The sequence below is a fragment of the Bacillus bingmayongensis genome (assembly GCF_000299035.1).
GTDB classification, from domain to species: Bacteria; Bacillota; Bacilli; order Bacillales; family Bacillaceae_G; genus Bacillus_A; species Bacillus_A bingmayongensis.
Genome location: NZ_AKCS01000018.1, coordinates 67,009 through 87,264, shown reverse-complemented (window position 1 = coordinate 87,264; position 20,256 = coordinate 67,009). Strand labels below are relative to the sequence as shown.

Sequence of the window (20,256 nt, the reverse complement as noted above, 5' to 3'; positions counted from 1 at the left end):
GTTCAACATCGCGTTTCAGCGACTTTTATAATATAACATAATATATTGTTTTCGTCAACAAGTTTTTTTGATAACTCGTATCTCTCATTTGCTGACTCTGCCTATTATATAGACTTTACCGCTGCTATGCAAGTGTTATTCTAAAAAAAAATAAGAGCGGGAAAATCCCCACTCCTATTCTTCAGAAGTTTCTTCACTTACCTCTTCTTCATCGTCTTCTTTTTGCGCTTTCGCTACCGTCGCTACTTCTTGTTCATTTTCCAAACGAATCAAGCGAACACCTTGCGTATTACGTCCCATTTGAGAAATTTGGTCGACTGGCATACGAATAATAACACCTGCAGCCGTAATTAACATGATATCTTCTTCACCCGTTACAGATTTAACTGCTACTAATTTACCGTTTTTATCTGTAATGTTACATGTTTTCAGACCCTTACCGCCACGACTTTGCAAGCGGTATTCCTCAACTGGTGTACGTTTTCCGTAACCATTTTTCGTTACAATTAAAACATTCATATTTTCTTCAACAATTTCCATACCTACAACTTGATCTTCATCACCTAGCGTAATAGCTTTTACACCTGCTGCATTACGTCCCATAGAACGCACATCTTGCTCATTGAAACGGATTAACATACCGTTACTTGTTCCAACGATAATATCCTTATCACCAGATGTTAAGCGTACAGAAATTACTTCATCCTCTTCACGAAGAGAAATTGCAATTAAACCATTCGTACGTATATTTGCAAATGATGAAAGAGGCGTTCTCTTAGAAATACCTTGTTTTGTTGTAAAGAATAAGAATTGATCATCACCAAATTCACGAATTGGAATAATAGCATTGACCCACTCACCTTTATCTACTTCTAACAAGTTAATAATTGGTATACCTTTTGCCGTACGACTATACTCTGGAATTTCATATCCTTTTGTACGGTATACTTTACCCTTGTTTGTAAAGAATAGAATATGATCATGTGTAGACGTTGTCAGTAAGTGCTCAACAAAGTCATCATCGTTCGTACCCATTCCTTGTACACCACGTCCCCCACGATTCTGTGTTTTGTACGTAGAAGCTGGTAATCGTTTAATGTAACCATTATGAGTAAGTGTGATAGCGATATTTTGCTCTGGGATTAAATCTTCATCCTCAATAGATTCCATACCGCCAATCGTAATTTCTGTTCGTCTCTCATCATTAAATCGTTCTTTTACTTCCGTTAATTCTTCACGAATAATTTCAAGAACCTTTTCTTCATCTGCTAGAATTGCTTTTAATTCAGCAATTAATTTCATTAAGTCTTGATATTCTTGCTCGATTTTTTCACGCTCTAATCCTGTTAAGCGTTGCAGGCGCATATCCAAAATTGCTTGCGCTTGTTTCTCGCTTAAACCGAAACGTTCCATCAATCCTTGCTTAGCAATATCAGCAGTTTTCGAACTACGTATTAAAGTAATTACTTCATCAAGATGATCTAAGGCAATTCGTAACCCTTCTAAAATATGAGCACGTGCTTCTGCCTTTTCTAATTCATAAGCTGTACGTCTACGAATTACTACCTTTTGATGCTCCAAATAATGGTATAAAGTTTGTTTTAAGTTTAATACTTGTGGCTCTCCGTTCACGAGCGACAACATATTAATACCAAAACTTGTTTGCAGTGCTGTATGTTTATATAAATTATTTAATAGTACATTGGCATTTGCATCACGACGTACTTCCATAACAACACGCATACCATTTCGATCTGATTCATCACGTAAATCTGTAATGCCTTCAATTTTTTTATCACGAACTAACTCTGCAATTTTTTCAATTAATCGAGCTTTATTAACTTGATAAGGTAGCTCTGTTACAATAATTGCTTGTTTTCCGTTTGTTTTTTCCTCGATTTCAACTCTTGCACGTAGCGTGATTGAGCCACGACCTGTTTCATATGCTCTTCGAATTCCACTTCTTCCTAAAATAAGACCCGCTGTAGGAAAATCTGGACCTGGAATATACTCCATCAACTCAGCAATTGTAATATCAGGATTATGACTTAATGCTAGTACACCATCAATTACTTCACCAAGCTGATGTGGTGGGATATTTGTTGCCATACCAACAGCAATACCTGTTGTACCATTCACTAACAGGTTAGGAAAGCGTGCAGGTAATACAATTGGTTCTCTCTCAGAACCATCATAGTTATCTTGGTAATCTATTGTATTTTTCGTAATATCACGCAATAATTCCATAGAAATCTTAGACATTCTCGCTTCTGTATAACGCATTGCCGCTGCTGAATCACCGTCGATAGAACCGAAGTTACCGTGGCCATCAACAAGCATATAGCGTTGACTAAAATCTTGCGCCATACGTACCATTGTCTCATAAACAGCTGAATCACCGTGCGGGTGATACTTACCAATTACTTCACCGACAATACGCGCTGATTTTTTATATGCTTTATCAGCAGTAATTCCTAAATCATTCATTGCATATAAAACCCTGCGATGCACAGGTTTTAATCCATCACGAACATCTGGTAGTGCACGAGATACGATAACACTCATTGCGTAATCTAAAAATGAGGTACGCATTTCATGACTAATATTAACCTCTCGAATTCGTGCTTGTTGTTGATTGTCTGACATCAACTAGCACCTCCTCTTACATTTCCGTTACACATACATTGATTTATATGTAGAAGACAGGAACACTCAGATTCCTGTCATTACTTAAATATCAAGGTTTTTCACGTATTTTGCATTTTCTTGGATAAAGTTACGTCGCGGCTCTACTTTATCACCCATTAAAATTTCAAACGTTTCATCCGCTTCAATTGCATCTTGCAGAGAAACTTGAAGTAATGAACGTACTTCTGGGTCCATTGTCGTTTCCCATAATTGAGTTGGATTCATTTCCCCAAGACCTTTGTAACGCTGAATACCCGGTTTCGGCTGAGCTGGTAACTCTGCTAATATCTTTTCAAGCTCTTTATCGTTGTAAGCATATTGAATCTTTTTCCCTTGTTGCACTTTAAACAATGGTGGTTGTGCAATATATATATAACCATGTTCAATGATTTGACGCATATAACGATAGAAGAACGTTAATAATAGAGTACGGATATGCGCACCATCGACATCAGCATCGGTCATAATAATAACTTTATGATAGCGGGCTTTTTCAATATCAAAATCCCCGCCGATATTTGTACCAATCGCCGTAATGATCGTACGTACTTCATCGTTAGATAAAATTTTATCTAATCGTGCCTTTTCAACGTTAATAATTTTACCCTTTAGTGGTAAAATCGCTTGGAAATGGCGATCACGTCCTTGTTTTGCAGAACCTCCCGCTGAGTCACCCTCTACGATGTAAATTTCACTAATCGAAGGATCTTTAGAAGAGCAGTCCGCAAGCTTCCCTGGTAAACTAGATACTTCCAGCGCACTCTTTCGGCGTGTTAATTCACGCGCCTTCTTCGCTGCTACACGTGCACGTGCTGCCATTGTTCCTTTTTCTACAACTTTACGGGCAACATTTGGATTCTCTAGTAAAAACTTTTCGAACGCTTCTGAGAAAACAGACTCTGTAATCGTTCTCGCTTCACTATTTCCAAGCTTTGTTTTCGTTTGGCCTTCAAACTGTGGATTCGGATGTTTAATAGAAACAATTGCCGTTAACCCTTCACGTACATCTTCACCTGTTAGGTTACTATCAGCATCTTTTAAGATATTATTTTTTCGACCATAATCATTTATTACACGCGTTAGGGCAGTCTTGAAACCAACCTCATGTGTACCGCCTTCATACGTATGAATATTATTTGTAAATGAATAAATATTGTTTGTATAACCTTCGTTATATTGAAGAGAAACTTCAACTTGAATTCCATCTTTCGAGCCTTCTACATATACAGGTTCTTCATGAATCGGTTGTTTCGAGCGGTTTAAATGCTCAACATAAGATTTAATCCCACCTTCATAATGGAACTCTTTCTTTTGCTTATTTTCGCGTTTATCTTCAATTGTTAATTTAATATTACGATTTAAAAATGCTAGTTCACGCATACGAGTTGCTAATGTATCAAAATCGTATTCCGTAGTTTCTTTGAAAATTTCTGGGTCTGGCTTAAAACGAGTTACTGTTCCTGTATGATCTGTTTCACCAATTACTTTTAAATCTGCAACCGGGATACCTCTTTCATACTTTTGGTAATGAATTTTACCTTCACGATGTACAAATACTTCTAACTCTGTTGATAGAGCATTTACAACAGATGCACCTACACCATGCAAACCACCCGAAACTTTATAACCGCCACCGCCAAATTTACCACCTGCGTGGAGTACGGTCATAATAACCTCTACAGCAGGACGTCCCATTTTTTCCTGTATACCAACTGGAATACCACGACCATTATCCGTCACACGAATGCTATTGTCTTCTTCGATGCTAACGTTAATTTCATCACAGTATCCTGCTAACGCTTCATCAATACTATTATCTACGATTTCCCATACAAGATGATGGAGACCTTTTCCACTTGTAGATCCAATATACATACCCGGACGCTTTCGAACTGCTTCCAGTCCCTCAAGCACCTGTATTTGGCTTTCATCATACGAATTTTCCTGCATTTGCTTTTGTTCCATTGACACAAAGATCACCTACTTTTCCATTTAAACAGCAATTATGTTCTGTCTATTTCACAATCTACCGTGCCGTTCGTCACATGAATTGTTTTCGCTTGCTTCAATGTTTCGTGTTCAATTCCGTCGACACTCGTCGTTGTCACAAATGTTTGCACTTTTCCTTGAATTGTATTTAACAGATGTGATTGACGATAATCATCTAACTCTGATAATACATCATCTAATAAGAGGATTGGATATTCCTTAACCTCTGAATAAATCAATTCAATTTCAGCTAACTTTAGGGAAAGTGCGGTTGTCCGTTGTTGTCCTTGGGAACCAAAGACTTGAACATTTTTACCATTAACGAAGAATTGTAAATCGTCACGATGAGGACCAATTAAAGTTGTACCACGGAAAATTTCACGTTGTTTCACAGATTGAAAACTTTCATAGTATACTTCTTTTATTTTCGACAAATCCATTGATTCTGATACATCTACGCTCGGTTTATAGACTATTTCTAGTTCTTCTAATCCTCTACTAATACCACGATGAATTGGACCTGCCCATTCTTGTAGTAAATGCAGAAAATCAAAACGCTTTTGCAAAATTTTTGTACCATGTTCAATGAGTTGTAGTGTAAATACATCCAACATCGTTTCCTCATTTTTACTATTCCCTTGCATTTTTTTAAGCAAGTGATTTCGCTGCGTGAGCACTTTCTGATATTGACTTAATTCATACAAATAGACAGGAGCTATTTGTCCCAGTTCCATATCTAAAAAGCGTCTTCGTACTTGAGGGCTTCCTTTTACAAGATTTAAATCTTCTGGGGCAAACATAACAACATTCATTTCACCAATATATTGGCTTAACTTTTGTTGTTCTAGTTGATTTAATTTTGCCTTCTTCCCTTTTTTAGAAATATTTAATTCTAAAGACAAGGAACTGTTTCGCTTTTGTAATCTACCTTTTATTTTACCATAATCCTCATCCCATCGGATAAGTTCACGATCGTTCGAAGTTCGATGAGATTTGGCCATCGCTAATACATAAATAGCTTCCATCAAATTCGTTTTCCCTTGAGCATTTTCACCAATAATTACATTCACTTTATCCTCAAAGGAAAGATCTAGATATTCATAATTGCGATAATTTTTTAATTGTATTTCTGTAATATACAAAGGGCTCCCCCTTTATGCTTGAACTTGAAATGTTCCGTTCCCCGGAATTTCAACAATATCATTTGCATACAACTTTCGGCCTCTTCTATTTTCAAGCTCTTGATTAACATACACTTCGTATTCTTGTAAGAACCACTTAACAGCGCCACCTGTATCAATTACATCCGCTAACTTTAAAAATTGTCCTAGTGTAATGTACTCAGTTGAAATCTTAATACGTTTCATAAAATCGCTCACTTTCTGAAAGTGTTCATTCTTTCATTGTACTAAATAAACTAGCATTAGGAAAGTAATACCCGGAAAATCAAATAAGGGCCACTAGCACATTTAAACTAGCAACCCTCAACTCTTACTTAGTAAGTACGAACTGGTAAAATTAATTGGATGATGGAATCATCATTTACTGTGCGAATTAAGAATGGTCTCATCGCTCCAGTAAAACTAATTTTAATTTCTGTACTGTCTAATGCTTTTAATGCGTCCATCATATATTTTGCACTAAAGGAGATTTTTAATTCTTCCCCTTCTACTTTTTCGCATTGAACTTCCTCTACTACTTTCCCGATTTCCGGTGAATTCGAAGAAAGCTCTAGCATTTGCTCTTCTAACGTCGATAATTTCACAACATTATTACGACCATCTCTTGCTAGTAAAGAAGCACGATCAATTGCTTGTAAAAACTCTTTTGTATTTACAAATATGTCCGTTTTACTTTCTGCTGGAATTAGACGTGTTGTATCTGGGTAATTCCCTTCTAACAATCTTGAGAAGAATAATAAATGTTTTGTTCGGAATAATACTTGATACTCCGTAATAACGATATCTACCATTTCTTCAGACTCATCTAGAATTTTGCTCAATTCATTTAAACTTTTACCAGGGATAACAACATTTGCTTGAAACTCATCAGAAATTGTATGACCTTCAATCTTTGCTTTACGAAGTGCTAGTCTATGACTATCTGTTGCAATGCAAGTGAGTTCGCTGTTATATACCTTCCAGTTTACACCTGTCAAGATCGGACGAGTTTCTGAAGTTGAAACAGCAAATACAGTTTGACGAATCATATGTTTTAGTAAATCTGTCGGGATCTTAAATACATGATGTTCCTCAATTTGCGGTAATAATGGATATTCAGCAGAATCTAAACCATTTAAATTAAATTCTGATTTTCCAGATTTTATTTTTGTCATAAAATGATTTTCCACAGAAATTTCCACTGTGTCTTTTGGTAATTTTTTTACAATCTCACTAAAATATTTTGCTTGTAAAACAATACTCCCTGATTGTGCAATTTCAACAATTTCTTTTCCGTTTTCTTCAACTGGGATAAAAGATTCAATCGAAATATCAGCGTCACTTCCTGTTAATGTAACACCTTCTTCAGTTGCTACAACTTTAATTCCTGTAAGAATTGGAATTGTTGTACGAGAGGAAACTGCCTTCATTACATCTTGTACACTTCTTACAAGGTAGTCTTTTTGAATTGTAAAACGCATAGCGAAAACCTCCGGCAAGTATAAAATTTTATTTATTTAATAAAGATAAAAAATAGTAGTAATAGTAATAGGTCTTGTGGATATGTGGATAACTCCATTTAGAGACGGAAAAACAGTCTATCTACATGTGGATAGACTGTGCGTAAAACAAGGAAAGTTATTCACACTATTCAGCTACTACTTTAAAATATCATTGATTTCTTCAACTTGTTTTTGCAGTTGTGTATCGGTTTTTAATAGCTTTGAAATTTTTTCGTGCGCATGGATGACGGTTGTATGGTCACGTCCGCCAAATTCTTCGCCAATTTTAGGTAAAGATGAATCTGTTAACTCACGTGATAGATACATTGCAATTTGGCGAGGAAATGCGACTGATTTTGTGCGTTTTTTTGCTTTAAAGTCCTCTAATTTAACTTGAAAAACATCTCCAACTGCCTTTTGAATATCATAAATAGAAATAATCTTTGGTTTAGAATTTGGAATAATATCTTTAAGTGCTTCAGCAGCTAAGTCGGCATTGATATCTTTATTTATTAGAGATGAATAAGCAACAACTCGAATAAGTGCACCTTCTAGTTCACGAATGTTCGAGTCAATTTGATTTGCAATATAGAGCATGACTTCATTTGGGATGTCAAGGCCTTCCGCTTTTGCCTTTTTTCGTAAAATCGCAATTCTTGTTTCTAAATCTGGCGGCGTAATATCTGTAATAAGCCCCCACTCAAAACGGGAACGAAGGCGATCTTCTAATGTTGGAATCTCTTTTGGTGGTCGATCGCTTGAGATAACAATTTGCTTGCTTTCTTCATGTAGTGCATTAAATGTATGGAAGAACTCTTCTTGTGTTTGTTCTTTTCCAGCAAGGAATTGAATATCATCTATAAGTAAGACATCGACATTACGATATTTATTACGGAAATCGACGGCTTTATTATCGCGAATTGAGTTAATAAATTCATTCGTAAATTTTTCTGATGATAAATAAACGACTTTGGCATTCGGATTATGCTCAATGACATAATGTCCAATTGCATGCATTAAGTGTGTTTTTCCAAGCCCAACTCCCCCGTAAATAAATAGCGGGTTATATGCTTTTGCTGGTGCTTCAGCGACTGCTAATGAAGCTGCATGAGCAAAACGGTTCCCAGAGCCAATAACAAATGTATCAAACGTGTATTTTGGATTTAACATGCTCTGTGGTAAGTGATTAGACTCATCATTTGTTCTTTTCTTTTTAGCAGGAGGAAAGTCAATCTCCTCTTCAGTTTGACTTTGGGGAATAATAAAGCGAATTTCTAGTTTTGCTCCTGTTAAATCATAGAGTGTTTCTGAAATGAGCTCTGAATAATGAGATTCTAGCCAGTCACGAGCAAATTCATTTGGAGCTGTAATCGTTAATACATCTTTTTTCAAAGCATGTGCCATGGTTGATTTCAACCATGTCTCATAACTTGGTTTACTCACCTTTTTTTCTAGTTCTTTCAAAGCACTATTCCATAAATCAGAGATATTTTCCAAAGGTGTCCCTCCTTTACAAAGATGGTAAAAGAATAAGGTTGTGCAACGATTGTACAACCTTAAAAATAATTGATGTATATTTATACGAAACGTATTTTAAAACATAAAAACGTCGTTTGTATACGAGATAGAGTTTTCGACAAAAAATACACATGTGGACAACTATTTACCCACATGTGATTATAACTGTCCACATGTTATACACAAATTGTGGATAAAATACAAGTGTAGAAAACTTGTCCAAGGTGAAAACACAACTATAATATCAAAAAAAGATAGCGATAGCAATGAATTTCAAAAAGTTATCCACAAAATCAATACCTTGTGGAATAAACTTGTCCACAACACGATATACTGTGTAAAAGCGAAAAAATAATTTGTGGATATAAAAAAATGAAAAATGCATTATCCACAAAGGAATAAAACAGCTGTGAAAAAAATTGTGAATAGGTTCAAAATGAATATTTGATGAAAATTTGGAGAACCATTGACATTTTCCTAGTTGATTAACTATAATTTATAAGACTGTCTTTAACAGATATTCCTCAGGGAGGTGTCATATAATGAAAAGAACTTACCAACCAAATAAACGTAAGCGCAGCAAAGTACATGGTTTCCGCAGCCGTATGAGCACAGCGAACGGACGTAAAGTGCTAGCAGCTCGTCGTCGTAAAGGAAGAAAAGTATTATCTGCGTAGACCACTGATCGTTCAGTGGTCTTTTTTTCTAGTAATAATGAATTTCCGCTGATGAAATACAGGAGTGTCAATTGATATGAAGAAAAAGAATCGTATAAAGAAAAATGATGAATTTCAGGCTGTTTTTCAAAATGGAAAATCAAATGCAAATCGTCAGTTTGTGGTGTATCAACTTGAAAAAGCGGAGCAACCATACTTTCGCATTGGTCTTTCCGTTAGCAAAAAGTTGGGAAATGCAGTAGTGCGTAATCGGATTAAGCGTATGATTCGCCAATCGATTGCAGAATTAAAAGATGAGATAGATTCTGGAAAAGATTTTGTTATAATAGCAAGGAAGCCTTGTGCAGATATGACATATGAACAATTGAAGAAAAGCTTAATTCATGCCTTTAAGCGCTCTGGTATTAAAATTACAAACAAGTAGCGTAGGAAAAGGGAAATGAATTACACTATATACATACCGAAACAAGGAGGAGCAGGCTGTGAAAAAGAAGATAGGCTTACTAGCCATGGTTATTGCTTTAATGGCGATCACTGCGGGCTGTAGTGAAGTGAATCAGCCGATTACACCGAAAAGCACAGGGATCTGGAATGAATATTTCGTATACCCGCTTTCTCAGTTAATCACATATTTTGCAAACTTATTTGGTAGTAATTATGGTTTAGCGATTGTTGTTACGACTCTTATTATTCGTTTTGCGTTATTACCATTAATGATTAAACAAACGAAGAGTACGAAAGCAATGCAAGCACTGCAACCAGAAATGGTGAAATTAAAAGAGAAGTATAGCTCTAAAGATCAAGCAACACAGCAAAAACTGCAACAAGAAATGATGCAGTTGTATCAAAAGAATGGTGTAAACCCGTTAGCAGGTTGTTTACCAATCTTTGTTCAAATGCCGATTTTATTCGCATTTTATCATGCGATTATGAGAACAGAAGAGATTAGTAAACATACATTCTTATGGTTTGATTTAGGACAGGCAGATCCGTACTATATCCTTCCAGTTGTTGCGGCAATCACAACATTTATTCAGCAAAAGGTTGCTATGGCAGGTACTGCTGGACAAAATCCACAAATGGCAATGATGGTATGGCTTATGCCAATTATGATTTTAATCTTTGCAATTAACTTCCCAGCAGCATTATCTCTATACTGGGTAGTTGGTAACATCTTTGGTATCGCTCAAATGTATATGATCAAAGGGCCAGAAATTAAGGCTAGTAAGGCAGGAGGATCAAGCAAGTGAGTATAATTACTGCTAAAGGACAAACAGTCGAGCTGGCAGTACAAGATGCTTTAAGACAATTAAAGGTTTCAAGGGATCAAGTAGATGTGAATGTTGTTGATGAGGGTAAGAGAGGATTTCTAGGATTTATAGGGAATCGTCCAGCTATTGTAGAAGTTGTAGTGAAGAAAGATCCCATCCAAGAAGCTGAGCGATACTTACAAAGTGTTGTTCAGGAAATGGGTGTGGATGTGATGATTACGAAAAATGTAAAAGGTCGAGAAATTGAATTTACACTTTCTGGTAAAGATGTAGGGATATTGATCGGAAAAAGAGGACATACATTAAACTCCTTACAATATTTAACAAAACTTGTTGCGAATCGTAGTACAAAGCAATATATCGGTATCACAATTGATGCTGAAAACTATCGTAGTAAGAGAAAAGATACGTTAGAATCGCTTTCTTATCGGTTAGCAAAGCAGGTAATGGTAACTAAAAAAAATGTTGTGCTAGAACCAATGCCCTCTTTTGAGAGAAAAATTATCCATCAAGCATTATCCAATCATCCAAATGTAATTACAACTTCTGAAGGTAAAGAACCCCATCGACATGTTGTAATATCTTCCAAATAACCGGTTACTCATATGAGTGCCGGTTTTTTCTTGTGGATAATTAAAAACACTAAACTTATCCACTGTGAATAAGTTTAGTGTTTTTTACATGAGGACATAATAAAATGAGTTATTATTCTTTTGTAGATAGGTTCGTTATGGTATCCTAATAGTTTAGTGAAGGTAAAAATCATGTTGAAATAGAGAGAAATAAGCAAGCGAGGTGAAAGGACATGGATTTTGATACAATTGCTGCAATTTCCACGGCACTTGGAGAAGGGGCAATTGCCATTGTTCGAGTAAGTGGAGAGGATGCGATTGAAAAGGTCAATCGCATTTTTAAAGGGAAAGATTTAACGACAGTTTCTTCTCATACGATTCACTACGGTCATATTGTTGATTTAGATACAGATCAAGTAATCGAAGAAGTAATGGTGTCAATTATGCGAGCGCCAAAGACATTTACCCGTGAAAATATTGTAGAAATCAATTGTCACGGTGGTCTTGTTTCTGTAAATAAAGTATTACAACTTATTTTGGCTCAAGGAGTACGTTTGGCCGAGCCAGGTGAATTTACAAAGCGCGCATTTTTAAATGGGCGTATTGACTTGTCGCAAGCGGAAGCTGTAATGGATTTGATTCGTGCGAAAACAGATCGAGCGATGAACGTAGCAATTAATCAAATGGAAGGGCGATTATCTAAATTAATTGGTCGTCTTCGTCAAGAGATTTTAGAAACATTAGCTCATGTAGAAGTGAATATAGATTATCCAGAATACGATGATGTAGAAGAAATGACCCACAATATTTTAATTGAAAAAGCCACACATGTTCGCGGCGAAATTAAAAAAATATTGGAGACATCTAAGCAAGGGAAAATTTTACGAGAAGGAATTGCAACAGCAATTATTGGAAGACCAAACGTTGGGAAATCTTCATTATTAAATAGCCTTGTTCAAGAGAAAAAGGCGATTGTGACGGATATAGCAGGCACAACGCGTGATGTCATTGAAGAGTATGTCAATGTTCGTGGTGTACCACTGAAACTTATTGATACGGCGGGAATCCGTGAAACGGAAGATGTCGTTGAACGAATTGGTGTAGAGCGATCAAAAAAGATGATGGGGCAAGCTGATTTAGTTCTAATTGTAGTAAACTATAGTGAAGCATTAACGACTGAAGATGAAGAATTATTCCGTGCGGTTCAAGGAAAAGACTTTATTGTTATTGTAAATAAAACAGATTTACCAAAGCAAATTGATATGGAACGTGTTACAGAATTATCAGGTGAAAATCGTATGATTACAACGTCCCTAATTGAGGAAAAAGGCGTAGATGAGCTAGAAAAGGCGATAGCAGATCTATTCTTTGAAGGAACAATTGAGTCGGCAGATATGACGTATGTTTCTAATGCAAGACATATCGGTTTATTAACACAAGCGGAAAAGACAATTGGAGATGCTATTGAGGCAATAGAGAACGGTGTTCCAATTGATATGGTTCAAATTGATCTAACAAGAACGTGGGAAATACTTGGTGAAATTACTGGTGATACTGTCCATGAAAGCCTAATTGATCAATTGTTTTCTCAATTTTGTTTAGGAAAATAACATATAGGTATTTTAGAAGGATAGATGATCTTAGGAGGAATAAATAATGGGATACAATGCCGGTTCTTACGATGTCATAGTAATCGGTGCAGGTCATGCAGGATGTGAAGCTGGTCTTGCAGCAGCACGAATGGGCTCAAAAACATTAATGTTAACAATTAATTTAGATATGGTTGCATTTATGCCGTGTAATCCTTCTGTTGGTGGACCAGCAAAAGGGATTGTTGTACGAGAAATTGATGCATTAGGCGGTGAAATGGGACGTAATATTGATAAAACTCACATCCAAATGCGTATGTTGAACACGGGGAAAGGTCCAGCTGTACGTGCTCTTCGTGCACAAGCAGATAAATTTTCATATCAACACGAATTAAAGAAAACGATTGAAGAAACGCCAAATTTAACATTACGTCAAGGAATGGTAGAGCGCCTAATTGTTGAGGATGATGTATGTAAAGGTGTAATTACACAATCAGGAGCTGAATATACAGCGAAAACAGTTGTAATTACAACTGGTACATTCTTACGTGGTGAGATTATTATGGGTGATTTGAAGTACTCAAGTGGTCCAAATAATCAGCAACCGTCTATCACATTATCTGAGCATTTAGAGGAACTTGGCTTTGACCTTGTCAGATTTAAAACAGGTACGCCTCCTCGTGTGAATAGCAATACAATTGATTATAGTAAAACAGAAATTCAGCCGGGGGATGAAAAACCACGTGCATTTTCTTTTGAAACTACAAAATTTATTATGGATCAAATTCCATGTTGGCTAACATATACAAGCGAAGAGACACATCGTTTAATTGATCGAAACTTGCATCGTTCAGCTATGTATTCTGGTATGATTAAAGGAACAGGTCCACGTTACTGTCCTTCAATTGAAGATAAAGTGGTGCGATTTAATGATAAACCACGCCACCAAATTTTCTTAGAGCCGGAAGGTCGTAATACACAGGAAGTATATGTACAAGGTTTGTCAACAAGCTTACCGGAAGATGTGCAACGTGAAATGCTTAAAACGATTCCTGGTTTAGAAAATGTTGAGATGATGCGTACAGGTTATGCTATTGAGTATGATGCAATTGTACCAACGCAGCTGTGGCCGACACTTGAAACGAAAAAAATTAAAAACTTATATACAGCAGGTCAAATTAACGGTACGTCTGGCTATGAAGAAGCAGCAGGACAAGGAATTATGGCTGGAATTAACGCAGCGTGCCGCTCCCTAGGGAAGAAAGAGGTTATTTTAGGTCGTTCAGATGCTTATATTGGTGTTTTAATTGACGACCTTGTGACAAAAGGGACGAATGAACCATATCGTCTTTTAACATCCCGAGCTGAATATCGTTTATTATTGCGTCATGATAATGCGGATCTTCGTTTAACGGAAATTGGTCATGAAATTGGCTTAATTCCAGAAGAGCGCTATGAGCGTTTTAGCGCGAAAAAGGAACAGATTGATCAAGAAAAATCCCGTTTAGAAAGCATTATTATTAAACCGCGCCCCGAAGTGCAAGAATTAATTCGCAGTGTTGGTGGAAGTGAATTAAAGGATGGAATACGTGCAAGTGACTTACTACGTCGTCCGGAAATGACGTATGAACATATTCGCATTCTTGCACCAAGTGAAGTGGAAATACACGATGAAATCGCAGAGCAGGTAGAAATTCAAATTAAGTATGAAGGATATATTGAAAAATCCTTACAACAAGTAGAACGTATGAAGAAAATGGAAAGCAAAAAGATTCCTGTCGACATTGATTACGATGCAATTTCTGGAATCGCTTCTGAAGCGAGACAAAAATTAAAAGATGTTCGTCCTCTGTCTATGGGGCAAGCGTCCCGTATTTCCGGAGTAAATCCAGCTGATATTTCCATTTTACTTGTGTATATCGAACAAGGAAAAATTGCGCGAGTATCGAACCAATAAATAAGTAAGGAGATATGGCAAGATGAACATAGAACAATTTCAATCTATGCTAGGAGAAAGAGGAATTACCCTTTCTCCTAGGCAATTAGAGCAATTTGAAATTTACTTTGAAACATTAGTGGAATGGAATGAGAAAATGAATTTAACAGCTATTACAGAGAAAGAGGAAGTGTATTTAAAACACTTTTTTGACTCGATCACAGCTGCTTTTTATAATGATTTTTCAAAACCATTTTCTATTTGTGATGTCGGTGCAGGTGCTGGATTTCCAAGTATTCCATTGAAAATTTGTTTCCCGCATTTAAAAGTAACGATTGTGGATTCATTGCAAAAACGCATCAACTTTTTAAATCATTTAGCGCAAAAATTAGAGTTAAGTGATGTTGCATTTTGCCATGATCGTGCTGAAACATTCGGGAAAAAAGAAAGTGTACGTGAATCGTTTGATATCGTGATGGCGCGTGCAGTAGCACGTCTTTCTGTATTGAGTGAGTTATGTTTACCTCTTGTAAAAGTAGGTGGGACATTTATCGCTATGAAAGGTGCAGCTGCCAATGAAGAGATTGAAAATGGTAAGTATGCTTTAGAAGTGCTTGGCGGTGAGCTAAAAGAGATGTCTACTTTTCAATTACCATTTGAAGAAAGTGAACGTAACATTTTATCAATCGTGAAAAAGCGCAAGACACCAAAGAAATATCCGCGTAAGCCAGGGACACCCAATAAATTACCTATTGAAAAATAAATCTTATTAGACGTAAGATTAAATTATATAAATGAAAACGTAAATGTTTCATAGGAAACATTTCTGTGTAGGACATTCAATAGGCCCAAAGGTGGTGGAATATGTATGAAAAATACGTTTTCTCGTTTATTTGGCTTTGGAGATAAAGAGAGCGAATTCGAATTACAAGACGAAAGCCATGAAGAAATAGATAAAAAGATACATGAAGAAATACAAGAAATTCCGATAGCTAATATCATTCCAAATCGTTATCAACCACGTACAGTTTTTGATGACGCACGAATCGATGAACTTGCCTTGACCATTCGTACACATGGACTCATTCAACCAATTGTTATAAGGCAATATGAAGACGATAAGTATGAAATTATTGCCGGGGAAAGACGTTTTCGTGCTGCGACGAAATTAGGTTGGGAAAAGGTTCCGGCAATTATTAAAAACTTAAATGATACGGAAACAGCTTCTGTTGCTCTAATTGAGAACTTGCAACGTGAAGAGTTAACAGCAATTGAAGAGGCTGTTGCTTATCAAAAGCTAATTGAGTTACATAATTTAACACAAGAGGCATTAGCACAGAGGCTAGGAAAAGGACAATCAACAATCGCAAATAAGTTGCGATTATTAAAGCTGCCTGAAGAAATTAAACGAGCATTGTTAGAAAAGAATATTACAGAACGTCACGCTCGTGCTCTTATTCCTTTAAAAAATGAAGAATTGCAGTTAAAGGTTTTACAGGAAATTGTAGAAAAGCAATTGAATGTAAAACAGACCGAGGAACGTATTGCTAAGCTACTGGAGGAAGTAAAACCAAAGCGTAAGGCAAAACAGAAAGCGGTAAGTCGTGATATGCGAATTGCGATGAATACAATTAGACAATCTTTGCAAATGGTTGCAAATAGTGGACTGAACGTAAATTCTGAAGAAGAAGAATTTGATGAGTACTATCAGATCACAATTAAGATTCCTAAAAAAAAATAACTCATATGTGATAGAGATCTCACCCTTTGGGAGAGGTCTTTTTTTCTATATTTTTCTTCCTAAATGAAGAAGGAGTTTTAGAATAAATTTTGAAGTTTAATAAGGATGCAAAAGAAAAATTTTCATTTCATGTTACAATAAACATAATTATTTTTAGAATAAGACAGAAAGGTTGAAAGTAGGTGACATCATGGGAAAAATCATTGCTATTGCTAATCAAAAAGGCGGTGTAGGAAAAACAACAACGTCTGTTAACCTAGGAGCTGGATTGGCACAGGTAGGAAAAAAAGTACTGCTTATTGACATTGATGCTCAAGGGAACGCAACGACAGGTGTAGGAATTGAAAAGTCGGAGTTAGATCAATGTATTTATAATGTCCTTGTAGAAGATGCAGAGGTTCAAGGGGTTATACAAAAAACCGCAACTGAAAACTTAGATGTTCTACCTGCTACAATTCAATTGGCAGGTGCTGAGATTGAACTGGTACCAACCATTTCCCGGGAAGTTCGTTTACAGAGGGCTTTGCAGCCAATTCGTAATGAATATGATTATATTATTATTGATTGTCCCCCATCTTTAGGCTTATTAACAATTAATGCACTAACGGCAGCGGATTCCGTTATTATTCCTGTTCAGTGTGAATACTACGCATTGGAAGGGTTGAGTCAATTACTAAATACAGTTCGACTTGTACAAAAGCACTTAAATAAAAATTTAGCAATTCAAGGTGTACTGTTAACGATGTTAGATGCACGTACAAATTTAGGGATTCAGGTTATAGATGAAGTGAAGAAATATTTTCGAGATAAAGTATATCGTTCTATTATTCCACGCAATGTTCGTTTAAGTGAAGCTCCAAGTCATGGGAAACCAATTATGCAGTATGATGCTAAATCAAGGGGTGCAGAAGTATATATAGATTTAGCAGAGGAAGTGATTGCTGGTGGCTAAAGGATTAGGAAGAGGGATTAATGCGTTCTTTCCAGATTTAGATGTGAAAGAGGAAGAGAAAATTCAAGAAATTGCACTAAATGAATTAAGGCCAAACCCCTACCAACCGCGTAAAAACTTTCAAAAAGAAACAATCCAAGAATTGGCAGCATCTATTAAAGAACATGGCATTTTACAACCTTTGATCGTAAGGAAAAGTATTAAAGGATACGAAATTGTTGCTGGTGAACGAAGATACCGTGCTGCAAAAGAGGCACGCCTTGAAACAGTTCCAGCTGTCGTTCGAGAATTAAATGAACAGCAAATGATGGAATTTGCCTTGTTAGAAAATTTACAACGTGAAGATTTAAATCCAATGGAAGAAGCTTTGGCATATCAAATGCTAATGGATGAGCTAAATGTAACGCAAGAGCAATTAGCAAAGCGTCTTGGAAAAAGTAGACCGTATATTGCTAATTATGTTCGGTTACTTACCCTTCCTTCATTTGTTCAAGAGATGATTGCAGATGGAAATCTATCCATGGCACATGGACGGACATTACTTACAATAAAAGATGAAGAACAGCTAAAGTCTTTATTGAAGCGTATTGAAAAGGAAGGATTAAATGTTAGGCAGTTAGAGCAAATTGTTCAGCAGATGCATCAGCGAGTTTCACGTGAAACAAAGAAAGTGAAGCAAGAACGAAATATATTTTTCGAAGAACGTGAAACGTTGTTAAGAGAAAAATTTGGGACAGGTGTAAAAATTAAAGAAACAAAAAAAGAAAAAGGAAAAATTGAAATAGAATTTTTCAATAAAGAAGATTTAAATCGCATTTTAGAACTATTATCTGGGAAAAACTGAAAAGCAAACCATCTTTTTATTTATAGATGGTTTGCTTTTTTTAATACGGATAATTTTTGATCTGTTTCCTTTATACTTTGGGCAATAACGTCTGCCATTTTCATAACGAGACTTAATCTTGTATTTTGTAAGACAAAAAATTCCATGAAACCATTTAAATTTACGATACCATGTATATGTAGCTTGCCGATTTCTGGTAATTTTTTATTCATTGCTGCTCCAGGTTTACTAGGCCCTTCACCAACAGTTATGGAACCGATGTTTTGAGATTTTCCAAGACAAGCATCAATTGCAATAATAAAAGAATCAGGAATAGAAGTTTGTATATTCTGAATATTATCCTCTAGATTTAGCGCATGAATTGGTTCATCAAGTGTGCCGAATACGTGGAAATTTTGAATGTTCATTTGTTCTAGTTTAGATCCGACTAACGGGCCAAGTGCGTCACCAGTTGAACGATCTGTTCCAATGCAAATTAGGATGAGGGATGTATTTGGACTAATAGGTATATGTGAGAGAAGAAAATCACTAATTATTGTACAAGCTTCTAAATCGTGATGCATAATATTTTGCGATTCTTTTTCAAAAAAGGGTAATCGGAAATTCCTTATATTCATGAATCATCCATCCTTTTGATAAATTTTACGATTCGATGTAAAAGTTTTTGGTTGTAGAATTTATTTTATAAAGCTTCAGTAATTGTGATGTTAATTCTCGGTAATTAAAGAAAAAAATAATATGAAAAATTATAAGTTCTTTATTTTTGCAAACCGTTTATAAAACCGTAAATAATAGTACTAGTATATATATATATCTGCCATTTTATACCTCAATTAAAGCGAGTCAGTAAAAATACTGTAATAAAATTTTTATCAGAAATAGGGAGAATTTCTGATAAAATAAAGAATGAATAAAAAGACATTTTGGTCGGGGAGGTAGGGAAACATGAATTTATTACAACGATGGTTTGATTCCATAGATTGGTCTAATATAGGAATGGGCGCACTAAAAATAGTAATTATTTTAGTGCTTGGTACAATAGTAGTTCGTATTGCTAGGGCAATTGTTAGAAATGCATTTCGTATGGGAAATCGCTCACCAATTCAAATCTCAGAGCGTCGTACACTTACAATAGCTAAATTGCTTGAAAATATCGTAGCATACGTTGTTATATTTATTATGTTAATTGCGATTTTAGGGGTATTCCATATTAATGTGGCAGGTTTATTAGCAGGGGCTGGAGTAGTCGGTTTAGCAATCGGTTTTGGTGCTCAAAGTTTAGTGAAAGATGTCATTACAGGAGCATTCATTTTGTTAGAAGATCAATTTTCAGTAGGTGATTATGTACGCATTGGTCAATTTGAAGGTGCTGTATTAGAAATTGGATTGCGTACAACTAAGATAAAAAGTTGGACAGGAGAAATCAATATTTTACCTAACGGAAGTATTATACAAGTGACAAACTTTTCTGTTAGTAATAGTATTGCATTTGTCGATGTATCGATTTCCTATGATAGTGATATTGCGCGTGCAGAGCAAATAATTGAAGAGTTATTAGAAGAATTACCAGAAAAATATGAGCAAATGGTAGCAACACCGCAATTATTAGGTGTTCAAACGCTTGGTGCATCTGAAGTTGTGCTTCGTGTAATTGCTGAAGTAGAACCGATGCAGCATGCACCTATCGCTAGAGCGCTTCGTAAAGAAATTAAAAATCGCCTTGATTTACACGGCATTGAGATTCCATATCCACATATGGTTTTATATAATCGTAAAGAGATGGTTAATCAAAAAGCAAATTAATGACGAGGGGAGTT

General features: G+C 35.9%; 18 protein-coding genes. 11 read left to right on the top strand and 7 right to left on the bottom strand.

What is annotated here, in order from left to right:
• Positions 1-174: 174 nt before the first annotated feature.
• The 6 genes from gyrA to dnaA form a co-directional block, all read right to left on the bottom strand.
• Positions 175-2,646: a DNA gyrase subunit A gene (gene gyrA, locus Y7E_RS0104405; RefSeq protein ID WP_017150102.1), complete on the bottom strand. Its 2,472-nt coding sequence runs from the start codon at positions 2,644-2,646 to the stop codon at positions 175-177.
• An 84-nt stretch (positions 2,647-2,730) separates the two neighbouring features.
• Positions 2,731-4,653 carry a DNA topoisomerase (ATP-hydrolyzing) subunit B gene (gyrB, locus tag Y7E_RS0104400; protein ID WP_017150101.1) on the bottom strand — a complete coding sequence of 641 codons (1,923 nt, stop codon included), beginning with the start codon at positions 4,651-4,653 and terminating at the stop codon, positions 2,731-2,733.
• Positions 4,654-4,691: 38 nt separating this feature from the next.
• Positions 4,692-5,819, bottom strand: a complete 1,128-nt coding sequence (gene recF / locus Y7E_RS0104395; RefSeq protein ID WP_017150100.1) for a DNA replication/repair protein RecF — start codon at positions 5,817-5,819, stop codon at positions 4,692-4,694.
• A gap of 12 nt (positions 5,820-5,831) precedes the next feature.
• Entirely contained in the window at positions 5,832-6,044 is a 213-nt protein-coding gene (gene yaaA, locus Y7E_RS0104390; RefSeq protein WP_003194149.1) for a S4 domain-containing protein YaaA, read from the bottom strand.
• 128 nt (positions 6,045-6,172) lie between these two features.
• A complete protein-coding gene (gene dnaN, locus Y7E_RS0104385; RefSeq protein ID WP_017150099.1) occupies positions 6,173-7,318 on the bottom strand; it encodes a DNA polymerase III subunit beta in 1,146 nt (381 codons plus the stop codon).
• A gap of 177 nt (positions 7,319-7,495) precedes the next feature.
• The gene (gene dnaA / locus Y7E_RS0104380) at positions 7,496-8,836 is read right to left on the bottom strand and encodes a chromosomal replication initiator protein DnaA (protein ID WP_017150098.1); all 1,341 of its coding nucleotides are present in this window, start codon (positions 8,834-8,836) and stop codon (positions 7,496-7,498) included.
• A gap of 563 nt (positions 8,837-9,399) precedes the next feature.
• On the opposite strand from dnaA, the gene rpmH reads away from it, so the two are divergent.
• The 10 genes from rpmH (at position 9,400) to Y7E_RS0104330 (ending at position 18,439) form a co-directional block, all read left to right on the top strand.
• On the top strand, positions 9,400-9,534 hold the full coding sequence (rpmH, locus tag Y7E_RS0104375; RefSeq protein ID WP_000831901.1) for a 50S ribosomal protein L34: 135 nt from the start codon (positions 9,400-9,402) through the stop codon (positions 9,532-9,534).
• Positions 9,535-9,610: 76 nt separating this feature from the next.
• Positions 9,611-9,958 carry a ribonuclease P protein component gene (gene rnpA, locus Y7E_RS0104370; protein WP_017150097.1) on the top strand — a complete coding sequence of 116 codons (348 nt, stop codon included), beginning with the start codon at positions 9,611-9,613 and terminating at the stop codon, positions 9,956-9,958.
• Positions 9,959-10,016: 58 nt separating this feature from the next.
• Positions 10,017-10,784: a YidC family membrane integrase SpoIIIJ gene (gene spoIIIJ, locus Y7E_RS0104365; RefSeq protein WP_017150096.1), complete on the top strand. Its 768-nt coding sequence runs from the start codon at positions 10,017-10,019 to the stop codon at positions 10,782-10,784.
• Positions 10,781-11,398, top strand: coding sequence for an RNA-binding cell elongation regulator Jag/EloR (jag, locus tag Y7E_RS0104360; protein ID WP_017150095.1), 618 nt, complete (start codon positions 10,781-10,783; stop codon positions 11,396-11,398). The genes spoIIIJ and jag overlap by 4 nt, the downstream gene beginning before the upstream one ends.
• A 212-nt stretch (positions 11,399-11,610) precedes the next feature.
• A complete protein-coding gene (gene mnmE, locus Y7E_RS0104355; RefSeq protein ID WP_017150094.1) occupies positions 11,611-12,987 on the top strand; it encodes a tRNA uridine-5-carboxymethylaminomethyl(34) synthesis GTPase MnmE in 1,377 nt (458 codons plus the stop codon).
• Between the two features lie 46 nt (positions 12,988-13,033).
• Positions 13,034-14,923 carry a tRNA uridine-5-carboxymethylaminomethyl(34) synthesis enzyme MnmG gene (gene mnmG, locus Y7E_RS0104350; protein WP_017150093.1) on the top strand — a complete coding sequence of 630 codons (1,890 nt, stop codon included), beginning with the start codon at positions 13,034-13,036 and terminating at the stop codon, positions 14,921-14,923.
• A 22-nt stretch (positions 14,924-14,945) separates the two neighbouring features.
• Positions 14,946-15,665: a 16S rRNA (guanine(527)-N(7))-methyltransferase RsmG gene (rsmG, locus tag Y7E_RS0104345; protein WP_017150092.1), complete on the top strand. Its 720-nt coding sequence runs from the start codon at positions 14,946-14,948 to the stop codon at positions 15,663-15,665.
• A gap of 105 nt (positions 15,666-15,770) precedes the next feature.
• Positions 15,771-16,643 (top strand): nucleoid occlusion protein, encoded by an 873-nt coding sequence (gene noc, locus Y7E_RS0104340; RefSeq protein WP_017150091.1) that lies wholly within the window; start codon positions 15,771-15,773, stop codon positions 16,641-16,643.
• A gap of 190 nt (positions 16,644-16,833) precedes the next feature.
• Positions 16,834-17,595, top strand: coding sequence for a sporulation initiation inhibitor protein Soj (gene soj, locus Y7E_RS0104335; RefSeq protein WP_000516112.1), 762 nt, complete (start codon positions 16,834-16,836; stop codon positions 17,593-17,595).
• Entirely contained in the window at positions 17,588-18,439 is an 852-nt protein-coding gene (locus Y7E_RS0104330; protein WP_017150090.1) for a ParB/RepB/Spo0J family partition protein, read from the top strand. Before soj ends, Y7E_RS0104330 begins: the two co-directional genes overlap by 8 nt.
• Positions 18,440-18,459: 20 nt before the next feature.
• Here the strand turns inward: Y7E_RS0104330 and yyaC are convergent, their stop codons facing one another.
• Positions 18,460-19,056, bottom strand: a complete 597-nt coding sequence (yyaC, locus tag Y7E_RS0104325) for a spore protease YyaC (protein ID WP_017150089.1) — start codon at positions 19,054-19,056, stop codon at positions 18,460-18,462.
• Between the two features lie 328 nt (positions 19,057-19,384).
• On the opposite strand from yyaC, the gene Y7E_RS0104320 reads away from it, so the two are divergent.
• A complete protein-coding gene (locus Y7E_RS0104320; protein WP_017150088.1) occupies positions 19,385-20,242 on the top strand; it encodes a mechanosensitive ion channel family protein in 858 nt (285 codons plus the stop codon).
• The last annotated feature ends 14 nt before the right edge of the window (positions 20,243-20,256 follow it).

Bases quoted from the DNA above. Each gene is read 5' to 3' on its own strand.
- gyrA (WP_017150102.1), bottom strand. From the start codon at position 2,646: ATGTCAGACAATCAACAACAAGCACGAATTCGAGAGGTTAATATTAGT.
- gyrB (WP_017150101.1), bottom strand. From the start codon at position 4,653: ATGGAACAAAAGCAAATGCAGGAAAATTCGTATGATGAAAGCCAAATA.
- yaaA (WP_003194149.1), bottom strand. From the start codon at position 6,044: ATGAAACGTATTAAGATTTCAACTGAGTACATTACACTAGGACAATTT.
- dnaN (WP_017150099.1), bottom strand. From the start codon at position 7,318: ATGCGTTTTACAATTCAAAAAGACTACCTTGTAAGAAGTGTACAAGAT.
- rpmH (WP_000831901.1), top strand. From the start codon at position 9,400: ATGAAAAGAACTTACCAACCAAATAAACGTAAGCGCAGCAAAGTACAT.
- rnpA (WP_017150097.1), top strand. From the start codon at position 9,611: ATGAAGAAAAAGAATCGTATAAAGAAAAATGATGAATTTCAGGCTGTT.
- mnmE (WP_017150094.1), top strand. From the start codon at position 11,611: ATGGATTTTGATACAATTGCTGCAATTTCCACGGCACTTGGAGAAGGG.
- mnmG (WP_017150093.1), top strand. From the start codon at position 13,034: ATGGGATACAATGCCGGTTCTTACGATGTCATAGTAATCGGTGCAGGT.
- rsmG (WP_017150092.1), top strand. From the start codon at position 14,946: ATGAACATAGAACAATTTCAATCTATGCTAGGAGAAAGAGGAATTACC.
- noc (WP_017150091.1), top strand. From the start codon at position 15,771: ATGAAAAATACGTTTTCTCGTTTATTTGGCTTTGGAGATAAAGAGAGC.
- soj (WP_000516112.1), top strand. From the start codon at position 16,834: ATGGGAAAAATCATTGCTATTGCTAATCAAAAAGGCGGTGTAGGAAAA.
- yyaC (WP_017150089.1), bottom strand. From the start codon at position 19,056: ATGAATATAAGGAATTTCCGATTACCCTTTTTTGAAAAAGAATCGCAA.
- Y7E_RS0104320 (WP_017150088.1), top strand. From the start codon at position 19,385: ATGAATTTATTACAACGATGGTTTGATTCCATAGATTGGTCTAATATA.